Source organism: Mesorhizobium sp. M0174 (assembly GCF_040322275.1).
In the GTDB taxonomy this organism is placed as follows: Bacteria; Pseudomonadota; Alphaproteobacteria; order Rhizobiales; family Rhizobiaceae; genus Mesorhizobium.
In genome coordinates, this window is record NZ_JAMYTB010000006.1 from 314,241 (window position 1) to 327,661 (window position 13,421).

Consider the following 13,421-nt stretch of genomic DNA (forward strand, 5'->3'; position numbering starts at 1 on the left):
GCCCTCTCGTTAAAGTACGATGTCGGTCCAGAGCTCGGACGGATCCGGCTCCGCGTCGTTCTGGGCAAATTCTGCGGCGTCGGCGACGACGTCGCGGACTTCCTTGTCGATGGCCTTGAGTTCGTCCTCGCTTGCCCATTTCTTGTCGAGCAACCGCGCCTTGACCTGCTCGATCGGGTCACGTTCGGAGCGCATTTTCTGCACTTCTTCCTTGGAGCGGTATTTTGCCGGATCCGACATCGAATGGCCGCGGTAACGATAGGTCTGCATTTCGAGAATGAGCGGCCCGTTGCCGGCGCGGCACCATTCGGCGGCGAGGTCGCCGGCGGCCTTAACGGCGCGCACATCCATGCCGTCGACCTGGATGCCTGGAATCTTGAAGGAGGCGCCGCGGTGCGAGAAATCCGTCTCGGCCGAAGAGCGCGAGACCGAGGTGCCCATGGCGTAGCGGTTGTTCTCGATGATGTAGATCACCGGAAGCTTCCACAGCGACGCCATGTTGAAGCTTTCGTAGACCTGGCCCTGGTTCGCGGCGCCATCGCCGAAATAGGTCAGCGTCACATTGTTGTTGCCGCGATAGCGGTTGGCGAAGGCAATGCCGGTGCCGAGCGACACTTGCGCGCCGACGATGCCGTGGCCGCCGTAAAAATGCTTCTCCTTGGAGAACATGTGCATGGAGCCGCCCTTGCCTCTCGACAGGCCGCTACGGCGCCCGGTCAGTTCGGCCATGACGCCGCGCGGTGACAACTCCATGGCCAGCATATGACCATGGTCGCGATAGGCGGTGATCATCTGGTCGCCATCGATCAGCGCCATCTTCATGCCGGTAACGACCGCTTCCTGGCCGATGTAGAGGTGGCAGAAACCGCCGATGAAGCCCATGCCGTAAAGCTGGCCGGCCTTTTCCTCGAAGCGGCGGATGAGCAGCATGTGCCGGTAGGCGGCAAGCTCCTGGTCTTTGGTGAATTCAACAGGCTTCGGGGTGGAAAGGCCCGGCGTTTTACCGTCTGATTTGGATTTGGCAGGCGCTTTTCTGGTGGCGGTGGCCATGCATCACTCCCTGTTGGCGTCTCTTGGCGGACAGCGAGGGAGATCAGTTCTCCCACCGATTTGAGGCAGGCTAACATGCAGGGAAGGCTTTCGCCATGCCGAAAACGCATGGCTGTCATGCATCTAAGCAATTAAAATCATTGCAAATATCGCCGATTAACTGAAATCAGGTTATCTTGCGACCGGCAACATAATGGTGATCTCGTCGGCGTGGGACAGATTAAGCGCCTTGCGCGCCTGCTCGTCCAGCATGTCCTTCTCCAGCGTGCCCTCATGCATCAGCTGAACGCGGCGCTCGAGATCGATCCGGCGCGTCCTGACGGCATTGAGCCTGCCCTGCAATTCGGCAGTCTCGGCTTCGAGCTGATACTTGGAATATATCCCGAACTCGCCATGATAGGCATGGAAGCCGAAATAAGTCAGGAACACCACGCAGAGCGAGGGGATGATCAGCCGGCCGGTGTTTCTTTGCTTGTGCTGGCGTGTCCACATGGTCCGAATCCCCTACGCCGCCTTTGTCGCCCGATTGTGCTTAATGGACGGTTACAGCCTGTTGGATTCAGAGCCAGGAAGCAAAAAAGGGCGGGAATGTCCCCGCCCTCACCGCCACGGATTTTCTCTCGGAATCACCTTTTCACGATCGACTTGCCGGCATATTGCGCCTGCTTGCCGAGCTCCTCCTCAATGCGGATGAGCTGGTTGTACTTGGCCATGCGATCCGAGCGCGACAGCGAGCCCGTCTTGATCTGCCCGCAATTGGTGGCAACGGCGAGGTCGGCGATGGTCGCATCCTCGGTCTCGCCCGAGCGGTGCGACATCACTGCGGTATAGCCGGCCTTGTGCGCGGTCTCTACGGCGTCGAGCGTTTCGGTAAGCGAGCCGATCTGGTTGACCTTGACCAGGATCGAATTGGCGACACCCATGCGGATGCCGTCGCGCAGCCGCGCCGTGTTGGTGACGAACAGATCGTCGCCAACCAGCTGCGTTTGCTTGCCGATGAGATCGGTCAGCATTTTCCAACCGTCCCAGTCATCCTCCGCCAGGCCGTCCTCAATGGTGATGATCGGGTAGTCGGCAGCAAGTTTGGCCAGATATCTGGCCTGTGCCTTCGGGTCGCGGGTTTTCCTCTCGCCTTCATAGACGTAGTTACCATCCTTGAAAAATTCGGTCGCCGCGCAGTCGAGGCCTAGCGCAACCTCCTCGCCAGGCTTGAAGCCAGCCTGCTCGATCGATTCCATGATGAAGTCGAGCGCGGCCGGCGCGCTCTTCAGGTTGGGAGCAAAGCCGCCCTCGTCACCGACATTGGTGTTATGGCCGGCGTCCTTCAGCTTCTTTCGCAGCGTATGAAAGATCTCCGAGCCCCAGCGCACGCCGTCGCGCAGCGTCGGCGCGCCGATCGGCAGGATCATGAATTCCTGGAAATCGATCGGGTTGTCGGCATGCGCGCCGCCATTGATGATATTCATCATAGGCACCGGCAGCACATGGGCCTTGGTACCGCCGACATAACGGTAGAGCGGCAGGTCGGCCGCTTCGGCCGCGGCCTTGGCCACCGCCAGCGACACGCCGAGGACGGCGTTGGCGCCGAGCCGGCTCTTGTTGGCCGTACCATCGAGCTCGATCATGGTCTGGTCGATATGGATCTGATTCTCTGCCTCCATGCCGCCGATCGCCTCGAACAGCTCGCCGTTCACCGCCTCGACCGCCGTGAGCACGCCTTTGCCGAGATAGCGGGGGCCGCCATCGCGCAGTTCGACCGCCTCATGCGCGCCGGTAGAGGCACCGGACGGCACCGCGGCGCGACCCATCGAACCGTCTTCGAGCACGACGTCGACCTCGACGGTCGGATTTCCGCGGCTGTCCAGGATTTCACGCCCGACAATGTCGATGATGGCCGTCATTGCGATGTCCCCGATTGATCGATTGAAGCGTCGCGCACCTCTTAGCCAAAGCGCCGCAAAACGCAATCGGGGCAGTTGCAAATATTGCCCCGCGCCCATTGCCGCTCTTGGGACTCACGAAGCACAAAACACTGTCATCATTTGTCATAGGCCGCATGCCGGTTTCTGGTTTATGGCTGTTGTCGCGCGGGGCGAAACAGGAGGAGTTTCGCCATGTCCCAGTTGAGCGGTATTGTGAGTTTGTTCCTGATCGCGGCTGCGTTCCTGACGTCGTGCGACAATCAGCAACCCCCGCAGGGATCGTCGCCTTTGCCGGCCCTGCAGATTGCGCAGTAGCAACCCGCCACATCGAAAGGCCCCCGATTTCCCGGGGGCCTTTTTGATTCCAGGAGACTTAGTCGGTGCCAGTAAGGTCAATGCCAGTAAGGCTCGACCTTGTAGTAGTTGTATGAGGCGTCACGTGCGGCCTCGCCGTCGGCGCCGGTCAGCTCGTTGATCGAGTAAGAAGGAGCGGCCATCAGCTGGTCTTTGGTGAACGGCACGACATAGCCACCCTTGTTCTCGTCATAATCAAGGCTCGCCCACGGAATGGCGTGGTATTTCTCGCCAATGCCGAGAAATCCGCCAAAACCGATCACGGCAAACATGATTCCGTTCGACAATTTGTCGAGCATGACGTCCTCGATGTCGCCGATATGAGTGCCTTCCGTGTTGTAGACCGATGTGCCGATAACCCGCGAAGCGGCGATGGCTTCGGTGTGTCCCGTCTGGGTCGTCATGGTGTTCTCCTCGTCGTCGTTGACATTAGATTTTGACAATGAGGGCCGCGGGCTAAGGTTCCAGGCGGGTTCGAAATTCTTCAAAGTTTTCTTGACGACGCTGCTGTGGCGCAACTGCTGGTTCAACCCACGCTCTTGGCAATGCGATCGAACGCCATCAGCCGTTCAAGCAATGCGGGAAGATCCTTTAGCGGCACCATGTTGGGACCGTCGGAAGGCGCGTTGTCGGGGTCCTGGTGCGTCTCGATGAAGACGCCGGCGACGCCAACCGCGACGGCCGCGCGCGCCAGCGTCTCGACAAAGCGCCGGTCGCCTCCAGACGAACCGCCCTGCCCACCCGGCTGCTGCACGGAATGGGTGGCATCGAAAATCACCGGCGCACCGATCTCGGCCATGATCGGCAGCGCCCGCATGTCGGACACCAGGGTGTTGTAACCGAAGGATGCGCCGCGCTCGGTCACCAAGACATTGGCGTTGCCGGAGCCGATGATCTTGGCGACGACGTTTTTCATGTCCCACGGCGCGAGGAATTGGCCCTTCTTCACATTGACCACCTTGCCGGTTCTTGCCGCAGCAATCAGCAAATCGGTCTGGCGGCTGAGGAAGGCAGGAATCTGCAGGATATCGGCATGCGGAGCGACGATCGCGCATTGTTCCTCAGTGTGGACGTCAGTCAGGATCGGCAGCACAAAATTCTTGCGCAAGTCGTCGAAGATAGGCATTGCCGCTTCAAGCCCCGCGCCGCGCGTGCCGCCAAGCGAGGTGCGATTGGCCTTGTCGTAGCTGGTCTTGTAGACGAGCCCAATGCCGAGCCTTTCAGTCAATTCCTTTAGCGCACCGGCCATGTCGAAAGCGTGCTGCCGCGATTCCAGCTGACATGGACCGGCGATCAGCGATAAGGGCGCGCTGTTGCCGAAAATGACTTTGCCGACCGCAACGGAAGAGTTCGGCATCAGTGGATTGAGCTTGTTCATGCGATCTCCCGGAAAATGAAGGCGGCGCCCTGCCCTGGCGCCGGCGGCACGATGATATCACCGCCGCGCGTGTGGTGTTCGACGGAATTGGCTGCAAGCAGCTTGGCGACGGCGTCGGCGTGCCTAATCGAAAAGACGATCCCAGCAAAGCGGAGTTCAGATGGCGCGCCGGCAGGAATGCCGAAGCGTGCCGAATAGGCTGCAGGATCCAGAATGGTTACAACGGCATTCGGCAGCTCATAGACAGTGCCGCCCTGCGCCTCGATTCCGGCTGCGATCGAAATCAACCGGCCTTGTTCGAAAGGTTCGCCAGTGACTGCTACGACTTCGACAATGCCGGTTGCGCCATTAGCGTGGACCTGCAACGCAGTGCGGTCGATGTTCGGCGCATTGATCCGCTCGCAGGCGAAGAGAAAAGCGTCCGTTGCCTTGCCTGTAGCCGCGAAGGCCAGTTTGAACGATGCGGTGTCGCTCGTTCCCGTCGCATCGGTGAAGGCGCGCGAAAAGCTTAGCGCGTCTCCCGCCGACAGACCGGCTTCCATGTAGCGCGCGTAGTCCGCGGCGGCGCTTTCGGTGCCCAGCGCCACGGCAGAAAATCCTTCATCGCCGTTTTCTTCGCGATAGGTGCGATCACGCGCGACAAAGACATTGCGGTTCGCGATCGCCTTTGCCACGGCCTGTCTGTCGGCGACCACGAGCGGCTCGAGATAGGTGCCGTCGGTGAGGAAGACACAGCAGTTTTCCGTTCCGAAAGGGTGGATACCTGTCGGGGCAACGGTAAAGCCAAGCAGGGTCAAGCGCGCCCGCGCAATATCGAGGCTCGCGGTCGGCAGCACCAAGTGATCGAGCGGATGAGGCCTTGCGGAGGTGTTCTCGGTCATGTCCCGCGCGGTGTGCCTCATTCCTGAAAATGGTTCAAGGGCTGGCCGACGCCTCAGCGGCAAGACCACATCGCCTAGGGGACGGCGACTCGTCAACTTGCAACGATGTCGGCCGAATAACGCAATTCGCGTAGCGGTTTGACCCGGCTGGTCGTCTCTGCATAGAGCGGATGCGCCTTGTAGGCGGCGAGCGCCGCTTCGTCCTCGAACTCGGCGTAGACGACCACATCGATCTCATCCGAGAGCGGGTCGACCTTGGTGTTGAGCGTTACCTCGAAATGACGCGAATGAGGTATCTTGCCAAGCGCCAGGAGGCCCGTGCGCACTGCCTCGACATCCGCTTTATGCCGTGCGCTGAAGAAAACGATATGCCGGATCAACCCAGCCTCCTCGACCGTTGGACCGGCGTTCTTTTGTGTCAGCGGCAGCGTGCCGTCAATCGGCAGGTTTGTCGCGTCTGCGAACCGTAGCAGCGAAGAGAAACTACACCATGCTGGTTACATAGTGCACGATGCGGGTCACCTCCCTGACCGTCCTGTCGAGGTAGCGGCCTTGGTTGTAAATGCCGTCCCAGATCAGGAAAAAGGTGACGGTCGTGATGACGATGACATAACGCATGACTAAAACTAGCGCATATGGACGGCTGCAACCATAACGATTCCAACGCTGCTGGGGACCCTCCCCGGGAATCTTTAGCGGCCGTTTGATCTGCCCGGCCGTCAAAAAGTCCGATCGTGACGCAGGATGCGGCCATAACGGCCAATGGGAATCATATCATGCGCAGACGGACGATCTCCCTCGTTGCAATTCTTGTCGCTGCGGGCGGCATCTGGCTCAACAACACCTCGCTGCTTTCGAGCCGGCCGGCCGGCACCCCTTCGGTGCTTGCGCATCGCGGCCTGGCTCAGGATTTCGACCGTACGAACCTCGGATCGGAAACATGCACGGCCGCTCGCATGCTGACGCCGCGCCATTCCTTCCTCGAGAACACGATACCGTCGATGGAAGCCGCCTTCGCGCTCGGTGCGGACGCGCTCGAACTTGATGTCCATCCTACCACGGACGGCAAGTTCGCCGTCTTCCACGATTGGACGCTGGATTGTCGCACCGACGGCAAGGGTGAAACGCGCAGCCATGCAATGTCCGAATTGAAGACGCTCGATATTGGTTATGGCTACACTGCCGATGGCGGCAAGACCTTTCCGTTTCGCGGCAAGGGTGTCGGCATGATGCCGTCGCTGGATGAAGTCTTGCAGCGCTTCCCGAACCGGCGCTTCAACATCAACGTCAAAAGCAACGATCCCAAGGAAGGCGAGATGCTGGCTGCCTGGCTCGCCACATTGACGCCGGCCGAGCGCGCCAATCTGACGGTCTATGGCGGCGACAGGCCTATGGACGCGGTCAAGGCAGCATTGCCGGATACGCACACGCTGAGTCGCGCATCCCTGACGCGCTGCATTCTTCGCTACACTGCGCTCGGCTGGAGCGGCTACGTTCCTGATGCCTGCCGCCAGGGCACTTTGCTCATCCCCGTCAATGTCGCAAAGTGGATGTGGGGCTGGCCGGACCGTTTTCTCGACCGTATGGACGGTGTCGGCAGCCATGTCTACCTGCTCGGTCCCTATTCCGGCGGCGGCTTTTCACAAGGCCTCGACGACCCAGCCTCGATCGACCAACTGCCGGACGATTATTCCGGTGGGATTTCGACGGACGCACTGGATCTGGTCATGCCTGCCATCAAGCGGCGTTTCGCACCACGTGGGTGACAAGGCCATCTGCTGGAAAAAGGTTTGCCATACCGGACAGTATCTTAGCGCTGAGACAGTTTCGAGTCGACGCTCAAATCCTCACCTAGAGAGTGATGCGGTACTTGGCAAACCCTGCTTCGCCCTCGCCCGCCGGCTCGATCTTCAGCGACGTCACTTGCGCAATGAAATCCTTTGCCCTGGCGCCGGTCTGGAATACGACGCTGGTTCCCGGTAGTGGCGCAAACGACCAGTTGGCGTCCGCCGACGGATTGATGGTGCCTTTGCTGACGATATAACGAACGATCACATCGCGGTTGGTGTCGGGCGCTTCGTAGATGATCTTCGAGGCATTGATCTGCGGGAAATTGCCTCCGCCGCCGGCTCGGTAGTTGTTGGTGGCGACGACGAATTTCCCCTTGGGATCAATTGGATTGCCGTTGAACATCAAGTCAATGATGCGGTTCGAGCCAGCATTCACCAGCCCGCCCTTCGAATCATATTTCGGTGGCTGCGACAGATCGATTTTGTAGGTGACGCCGTCGATCACGTCGAAATTATAGGATGGGAAGTCAGTGTTGATGAGCGCCTGGTCGGCTTTGCCCGGTTCGATCCGGTTGAAGATGCCGGCCGACATTTCCAGCCATTCCTTCACCTCCGCTCCGGTGATTTCGACGGCGCGCACCGTGTTTGGATAGAGGTAGAGGTCGGCGACGTTCTTGATGGCGATATCGCCCACCGGCACGTCGGTGTAATAGTCGGCGCCGTTGCGCCCACCCGCCTTGAACGGTGCCGCTGCCGACAGCAGCGGCATATCCTTCCACTCGGTGTTCTTCAGGATGTCCTTCAAGTACCAGGTCTGCGCCTGACTGACGATCTGGACCGATGGATCGTCGGCGACCAGCGCAAAATAGGAATAGAGCGGCGCCGAGGTTTTGCCGACAGGCCGGCGCACATAGGCGAGCGTCGCCTCGTGATCCTGTTTGAGCGCGTCGACGATGCGCTGGTCGTCCGCGACGGTCGGCTTGTTCGTCTTGTCGACCCGCTCAAAGATCGGCCTGGCCTCAGAGGTCGCCGGGACGATTTTCCATGTCGATCCGTCGCGCTCCAGCAACAGATCGATCAGCCCCATATGCGAGCCCCAGAAGCCGGCCATAACGGCGGGCTTGCCTTGCAGCGTGCCTTTCGCCGGATCGACGGCTTCCAACGACTGAAAGTCCTTCTTGCCAGGGAAGACGAGGTGCTGGTGGCCGGTGAACACTGCATCGATGCCTTCGACACCTGCCACGAAGGCGGAGGCATTCTCCATCATGTCGCTTTGCTTCACGTCGATGCCGGAATGGGAGAGCGCAATGACGATGTCGGCGCCTTCTTCCTTCATTTGCGGCACCCACGCCTTGGCCGCCTCGACGATGTCGCGCGTCTTGACACTGCCTTCGAGATTTTTCAGGTCCCAGACCATGATCTGCGGCGGCACGAAGCCAATGATGCCGATCCTGATCGGTTGCTCGGCGCCCGATCCGTCTTTGATCTTCCTGTCGAGGATGACATACGGCTTGAGATAGAGCTTGTCGTCGCGCGGGTTCGCGGCGAGCTCGGTGCCGCGGATCAGGTTCGCGCAGACGAACGGGAAATTGGCACCGGCCAGCACCTTGTCCCATGAACGACAGGCCATAGTTGAACTCGTGGTTGCCGAGCGTCGAGCATTCGTAGCCGAGCAGGTTCATGCCCTTCATGACCGGATGCAGATCGCCATCCTTCATCCCTCTCTCGTAGGCGATGTAGTCGCCCATCGGGTTGCCTTGTAGAAGGTCGCCATTATCGACCAGCATCGCGTTGGTTGCTTCCTTGCGCACGGCTTCAATCAACGATGCCGTTCGCGACAGCCCCATCGTGTCGTTGGCTTTGTCGGCGTAGTAATCGTAAGGCAGCACATTCACGTGGATGTCGGTCGTCTCCATAATCCTCAGATGCGCCTGATTGGCTTGTGCCCGGGCGGAGAACGGATGCAGCATAATCAGCGCTCCGCTCACGGCAACGCCGGCGAGGAAATCGCGGCGTGAGACGAGGTGGCGCAGTTGGGACATTCGTTTTCTCTTTCTTCCACGACGTGACAAGTCCTGCCCGAAGCAAAGCTTCGCGCCGAAATCCAGCCGAGTCCAGAAGCCGATTCCATCAAGAGGAGGTGACGCGCCGATGAATGTCCGGCAGCGAACAATCAGCCCTTATCGTCGTCGCCCTGGGTGATCAACCGCGCGCTGCGCTGACCGGTGAAGTAGATCCATAGCCAGCTCAGGGAAACCGCAAGCCGGTTACGAAAGCCGATCAGGAAGTAGATATGCGCCAAGCCCCACAGCCACCAGGCAAGCCTGCCGGTGAGCTTGATCCAGCCGAAATCGATGGCCGCGGCGCGCTTGCCGATCGTCGCCAGATCGCCGTCATGCCTGTAGCTGAAAGGACGCGGTGTCGCGTCACCGGCAAGCCTTGCCTTGATCGTCGCGGCGACGTGCCGTCCCTGCTGCTTGGCGGCGGGCGCGACGCCCGGCACCAGCCGGCCATCCGGCCGCAGGACGTGCGCTGCGTCACCGATGACGAAAATCTCCGGGTTTCCCGGCACACTCAGGTCAGGCTCGACAAGCACTCTGCCCGCGCGGTCCGCTGCCGCGCCGAGCCATTCGGCGGCCGGCGAAGCGGCGACGCCCGCCGCCCACAGGATTGTCCTGGCCGGCAAGTGTGTGTCCCCGAAGACGACACCCTCGGCATCGCAGCGCGTAACCGCCCGGCCGAGTTCGACGGTCACGCCGAGCCGTTCGAGCGCCTTCGTTGCATAACCGGAGAGTTCGGGAGCGAAATTGGAGAGAATGCGGTCGCCGGCCTCAATCAGCACCACACGCGTCTGCCGCGGGTCGATGTTGCGGAACTCGCCGCGCAGCGTGTCGTGCGCCAGCTCAGCAATGGTGCCGGCCAGTTCCACGCCGGTCGGCCCGCCGCCGACGATCGCCAACGTCAGCAATGCCTGACGCTTGGCGGGATCGGTTTCCCGTTCGGCCCGCTCGAAAGCCAAAAGAATACGCCGTCGAATGGTGGTGGCGTCCTCCAGCGTCTTCAGGCCCGGGGCGAACGGTTCCCATTCGTCATGGCCGAAATAGGCGTGCCGCGCGCCGGTGGCCAGCACAAGCGTGTCGTAAGCGACCGTGCCGCCGTCCTGCAGCAGCACGCGCTTGCCGGTGCGGTCGATGCCGGTAACGGCGGCGAGCAGCGTCGTCACATCATCGCGCTTGCGCAGGAGATGGCGGATCGGCCAGGCCACTTCGGAGGTGGCCAGCGCCGTCGTCGCCACCTGGTAGAGTAGTGGCTGAAAGAGGTGATGATTACGCCTGTCGATCATGGTGATGCGCACCGGCGCGCCGGCAAGTGCGCGGGTGAATTCGAGACCGCCGAATCCGGCGCCCACGACGACGACGCGATGGTTGACTGTGTTCATCTCACTCATCCCTCTCGCCAAGGCTGATGTAGGTGTCGTTGTGCAGTGCAGCAATCCCTGCGCTGTAACTAACTGGGAGTCGTCCCTTGATGTCGTGAATACGCATGCTGCAGACTCGTTCCCAGATATAGCCTGCGTCCAGGATACGACTTGGTTGGAACTGTATATTGCAGGTGAAGCATGGCTAGCGATGAAGATGAAGGCTCAGCGCAGTACGCCTCGCCGCCTTGTTTTATGCACGAGCTCGACCCGGAGTTCCAAGCGCCGCTATCCGACTGGACCGACGTAAGGCGCTGGCGCAAGGCCGAGCGCCAGCGATTGATCGCATCCCGCCTTGCCGTTTCAGCCGACACGCGCGCAGCCATGTCGCAGCGCATTGCCGAAGGGCTCGACGCGGTGATCGGTGACGTCGCCGGCCGCGTGGTCAGCCTCTATTGGCCGTTTCGTGGCGAGCCGGACCTGCGCCCGTGGATGGAAACCGTCAACGCGCGGGGCGGGCGCACGGCGTTGCCCGTCGTCGTCGAGAAAGACCGGCCGCTTGTCTTTCGCGCCTATACCCACGGAGACCGGCTGGAGAAGGGCGTCTGGAATATCCCGATACCGGCTGACGGCGATCCGGTGTTACCCGACATCGTCATTTCGCCGATTGTCGGCATCGACCCTGAGCAGTTTCGCCTGGGCTATGGCGGCGGCTTCTTCGATCGTACGCTTGCCGCGATGCCCTTCAAACCGCTGGTCATCGGCGTCGGCTACGAACTGCAGCGCATCGTCACCATCTACCCGCAGCCGCACGACATTCCGATGGACTGTGTGGTGACCGAGGCAGTCAACAACTAGGCGAGTTCAGGTTTCATTCCCACGGCCGTGCGATCGACGATTTCGCGCAAGGCAAAGGACGAATTGATCTTCGTCACATGCGGCATTGCCGACAGCCACTCCTTGTGGATACGTTCGTAGTCGACGAGATCCTTTGCCGCTATGCGCAGGATGTAGTCATACTCGCCCGACATCAAATGGCAGGATAGGACGTTCGGGCAGCGCTTTATCGCTGCCTCGAAATCCGACAAAGTCTTCTCGAATTGCCCGGACAGCGATATATGCACGATCGCCGTCATCTGGTGCCCAAGTGCAGCGTTGGACAGCCGGGCGTGATAGCCGCGGATGGTTCCGGATTTCTCCAGATTGTCCAGCCGCCGCGAACAGGCCGACTGCGATAGGCCGACCTTCTCGGCGAGCGCTGCATTGGGTATCCGCCCATCCTTCTGCAACGTCTCAAGAATGGCGATATCAATCCTGTCGAGCGGCATTTTTGCGAGTTCCTGCGACAATTGCAATGTTTTGCGCAACGATTATCGAAGAGTCGCCTCTCAGGCAAGCGCATTCGCAAACACTTATCGAGCGATTCGTGGTTCACTATCTCTAGACAGGGAACGAGCCCCAAGGGCCGGATCAGGAGAAAAAAGATGCGCGTCGGTTGCCCCCGGGAAATCAAGAATCACGAATACCGCGTCGGCCTGACACCGGGCTCGGTCCGCGAATATGTCGCGCATGGCCATGAAGTGCTGGTCGAGACCGGCGCCGGTGCAGGCATCGGCGCCGATGACAACGCGTATCGCGCTGCCGGCGCCACGATCGCCAAGACGGCAGCCGACGTGTTTGCCAAGTCCGACATGATCGTGAAGGTCAAGGAGCCGCAGGCCAACGAATGGGTTCAGCTCCGCGATGGCCAGATCCTCTATACCTATCTACATCTTGCCCCGGATCCGGAGCAAACCAAGGGCCTGTTGGCCTCCGGCGTGACCGCGATAGCTTACGAGACGGTCACCGACGAGCGCGGCGGCCTCCCGCTCTTGGCGCCGATGTCGGAAGTTGCCGGCCGCCTGTCGATCCAGGCGGGCGCCACGGCGCTGCAAAAGGCCAATGGCGGCCGCGGCGTGCTACTTGGCGGCGTGCCCGGCGTGCTCCCCGGCAAGGTCACCGTGCTCGGCGGCGGCGTTGTCGGCCTGCATGCCGCACGGATGGCGGCCGGCCTCGGCGCCGACGTCACTATTATCGACCGCTCGATCCCGCGCCTGCGTCAGCTCGACGACATCTTTGGCGGCCGCGTTCACACCCGCTACTCGACCGTCGAGGCGCTGGAGGAAGAATGTTTTTCGGCTGACATAGTCGTCGGCGCCGTGCTGATCCCGGGGGCAGCAGCGCCCAAGCTGGTGACGCGCGAAATGCTGTCGGGCATGAAGAAAGGCGCCGTGCTGGTCGACGTCGCCATCGACCAGGGCGGCTGTTTCGAGACCTCGCACGCTACCACCCATGCCGAGCCGACCTATGAAGTCGACGGCATCATCCATTATTGCGTCGCCAACATGCCGGGTGCGGTGCCGGTCACCTCGGCCCACGCGCTCAACAATGCGACGCTGCACTATGGCCTGCAGCTCGCCGACAAGGGCCTCAAGGCGCTGGTAGACGACCACCATCTGCGCAACGGACTGAACGTCCACAAGGGCAAGATAACGAATCGCGCGGTGGCCGAAGCGCTCGGTTACGAACTGGTCGAGCCGAAGGCCGTTCTCGCGGCCTGATTTCCAACCGTTTGTTCCTGATGAGTCG

14 protein-coding genes and 1 pseudogene are annotated in these 13,421 nt (G+C 60.8%); 4 read left to right on the top strand and 11 right to left on the bottom strand.

What is annotated here, in order from left to right:
- Window positions 1-9 precede the first annotated feature (9 nt).
- From pdhA to eno, 3 genes are all read right to left on the bottom strand, one after another.
- Window positions 10-1,050 carry a pyruvate dehydrogenase (acetyl-transferring) E1 component subunit alpha gene (pdhA, locus tag NKJ13_RS15675; RefSeq protein ID WP_352507419.1) on the bottom strand — a complete coding sequence of 347 codons (1,041 nt, stop codon included), beginning with the start codon at window positions 1,048-1,050 and terminating at the stop codon, window positions 10-12.
- Between the two features lie 171 nt (window positions 1,051-1,221).
- On the bottom strand, window positions 1,222-1,542 hold the full coding sequence (locus NKJ13_RS15680; RefSeq protein WP_352704002.1) for an FtsB family cell division protein: 321 nt from the start codon (window positions 1,540-1,542) through the stop codon (window positions 1,222-1,224).
- Window positions 1,543-1,676: 134 nt separating this feature from the next.
- The gene (eno, locus tag NKJ13_RS15685; protein WP_352704004.1) at window positions 1,677-2,951 is read right to left on the bottom strand and encodes a phosphopyruvate hydratase; all 1,275 of its coding nucleotides are present in this window, start codon (window positions 2,949-2,951) and stop codon (window positions 1,677-1,679) included.
- Between the two features lie 213 nt (window positions 2,952-3,164).
- On the opposite strand from eno, the gene NKJ13_RS15690 reads away from it, so the two are divergent.
- Window positions 3,165-3,287, top strand: coding sequence for a hypothetical protein (locus NKJ13_RS15690; protein ID WP_084642452.1), 123 nt, complete (start codon window positions 3,165-3,167; stop codon window positions 3,285-3,287).
- A 77-nt stretch (window positions 3,288-3,364) separates the two neighbouring features.
- Here the strand turns inward: NKJ13_RS15690 and NKJ13_RS15695 are convergent, their stop codons facing one another.
- From NKJ13_RS15695 to NKJ13_RS15715, 5 genes are all read right to left on the bottom strand, one after another.
- Window positions 3,365-3,730: a PRC-barrel domain-containing protein gene (locus NKJ13_RS15695; protein ID WP_023675091.1), complete on the bottom strand. Its 366-nt coding sequence runs from the start codon at window positions 3,728-3,730 to the stop codon at window positions 3,365-3,367.
- Between the two features lie 122 nt (window positions 3,731-3,852).
- A complete protein-coding gene (kdsA, locus tag NKJ13_RS15700) occupies window positions 3,853-4,704 on the bottom strand; it encodes a 3-deoxy-8-phosphooctulonate synthase (protein ID WP_352736438.1) in 852 nt (283 codons plus the stop codon).
- A complete protein-coding gene (locus NKJ13_RS15705) occupies window positions 4,701-5,585 on the bottom strand; it encodes a VOC family protein (protein ID WP_352736436.1) in 885 nt (294 codons plus the stop codon). Before NKJ13_RS15705 ends, kdsA begins: the two co-directional genes overlap by 4 nt.
- 92 nt (window positions 5,586-5,677) lie before the next feature.
- Window positions 5,678-5,965, bottom strand: a complete 288-nt coding sequence (locus NKJ13_RS15710; RefSeq protein WP_254817185.1) for a Dabb family protein — start codon at window positions 5,963-5,965, stop codon at window positions 5,678-5,680.
- A 103-nt stretch (window positions 5,966-6,068) separates the two neighbouring features.
- On the bottom strand, window positions 6,069-6,203 hold the full coding sequence (locus tag NKJ13_RS15715; RefSeq protein WP_292655342.1) for a hypothetical protein: 135 nt from the start codon (window positions 6,201-6,203) through the stop codon (window positions 6,069-6,071).
- A 158-nt stretch (window positions 6,204-6,361) separates the two neighbouring features.
- Between NKJ13_RS15715 and NKJ13_RS15720 the strand changes: the two genes are divergently transcribed.
- Window positions 6,362-7,351 (top strand): glycerophosphodiester phosphodiesterase family protein, encoded by a 990-nt coding sequence (locus NKJ13_RS15720; protein ID WP_352736434.1) that lies wholly within the window; start codon window positions 6,362-6,364, stop codon window positions 7,349-7,351.
- An 85-nt stretch (window positions 7,352-7,436) separates the two neighbouring features.
- Here NKJ13_RS15720 and NKJ13_RS15725 read toward each other — a convergent pair.
- Window positions 7,437-9,417 (bottom strand): annotated as a pseudogene (locus NKJ13_RS15725) (bifunctional 2',3'-cyclic-nucleotide 2'-phosphodiesterase/3'-nucleotidase).
- 131 nt (window positions 9,418-9,548) lie between these two features.
- Window positions 9,549-10,814 (bottom strand): NAD(P)/FAD-dependent oxidoreductase, encoded by a 1,266-nt coding sequence (locus tag NKJ13_RS15730; RefSeq protein WP_352736432.1) that lies wholly within the window; start codon window positions 10,812-10,814, stop codon window positions 9,549-9,551.
- Window positions 10,815-10,994: 180 nt separating this feature from the next.
- Here NKJ13_RS15730 and NKJ13_RS15735 point away from each other — a divergent pair, with 180 nt between their 5' ends.
- Entirely contained in the window at window positions 10,995-11,651 is a 657-nt protein-coding gene (locus tag NKJ13_RS15735; RefSeq protein ID WP_352736430.1) for a 5-formyltetrahydrofolate cyclo-ligase, read from the top strand.
- Here the strand turns inward: NKJ13_RS15735 and NKJ13_RS15740 are convergent.
- The gene (locus NKJ13_RS15740) at window positions 11,648-12,121 is read right to left on the bottom strand and encodes an Lrp/AsnC family transcriptional regulator (RefSeq protein WP_023675099.1); all 474 of its coding nucleotides are present in this window, start codon (window positions 12,119-12,121) and stop codon (window positions 11,648-11,650) included. The genes NKJ13_RS15735 and NKJ13_RS15740 overlap by 4 nt on opposite strands.
- Window positions 12,122-12,277: 156 nt before the next feature.
- Between NKJ13_RS15740 and ald the strand changes: the two genes are divergently transcribed.
- Window positions 12,278-13,393 (top strand): alanine dehydrogenase, encoded by a 1,116-nt coding sequence (gene ald, locus NKJ13_RS15745; protein ID WP_352507429.1) that lies wholly within the window; start codon window positions 12,278-12,280, stop codon window positions 13,391-13,393.
- Window positions 13,394-13,421 lie beyond the last annotated feature (28 nt).

What these genes read in the sequence shown, in the direction of transcription:
- pdhA (WP_352507419.1), bottom strand. Translation starts at nt 1,050, where the DNA reads ATGGCCACCGCCACCAGAAAAGCGCCTGCCAAATCCAAATCAGACGGT.
- NKJ13_RS15680 (WP_352704002.1), bottom strand. Translation starts at nt 1,542, where the DNA reads ATGTGGACACGCCAGCACAAGCAAAGAAACACCGGCCGGCTGATCATC.
- eno (WP_352704004.1), bottom strand. Translation starts at nt 2,951, where the DNA reads ATGACGGCCATCATCGACATTGTCGGGCGTGAAATCCTGGACAGCCGC.
- NKJ13_RS15690 (WP_084642452.1), top strand. Translation starts at nt 3,165, where the DNA reads ATGTCCCAGTTGAGCGGTATTGTGAGTTTGTTCCTGATCGCGGCTGCG.
- NKJ13_RS15695 (WP_023675091.1), bottom strand. Translation starts at nt 3,730, where the DNA reads ATGACGACCCAGACGGGACACACCGAAGCCATCGCCGCTTCGCGGGTT.
- kdsA (WP_352736438.1), bottom strand. Translation starts at nt 4,704, where the DNA reads ATGAACAAGCTCAATCCACTGATGCCGAACTCTTCCGTTGCGGTCGGC.
- NKJ13_RS15705 (WP_352736436.1), bottom strand. Translation starts at nt 5,585, where the DNA reads ATGACCGAGAACACCTCCGCAAGGCCTCATCCGCTCGATCACTTGGTG.
- NKJ13_RS15715 (WP_292655342.1), bottom strand. Translation starts at nt 6,203, where the DNA reads ATGCGTTATGTCATCGTCATCACGACCGTCACCTTTTTCCTGATCTGG.
- NKJ13_RS15720 (WP_352736434.1), top strand. Translation starts at nt 6,362, where the DNA reads ATGCGCAGACGGACGATCTCCCTCGTTGCAATTCTTGTCGCTGCGGGC.
- NKJ13_RS15730 (WP_352736432.1), bottom strand. Translation starts at nt 10,814, where the DNA reads ATGAACACAGTCAACCATCGCGTCGTCGTCGTGGGCGCCGGATTCGGC.
- NKJ13_RS15735 (WP_352736430.1), top strand. Translation starts at nt 10,995, where the DNA reads ATGGCTAGCGATGAAGATGAAGGCTCAGCGCAGTACGCCTCGCCGCCT.
- NKJ13_RS15740 (WP_023675099.1), bottom strand. Translation starts at nt 12,121, where the DNA reads ATGCCGCTCGACAGGATTGATATCGCCATTCTTGAGACGTTGCAGAAG.
- ald (WP_352507429.1), top strand. Translation starts at nt 12,278, where the DNA reads ATGCGCGTCGGTTGCCCCCGGGAAATCAAGAATCACGAATACCGCGTC.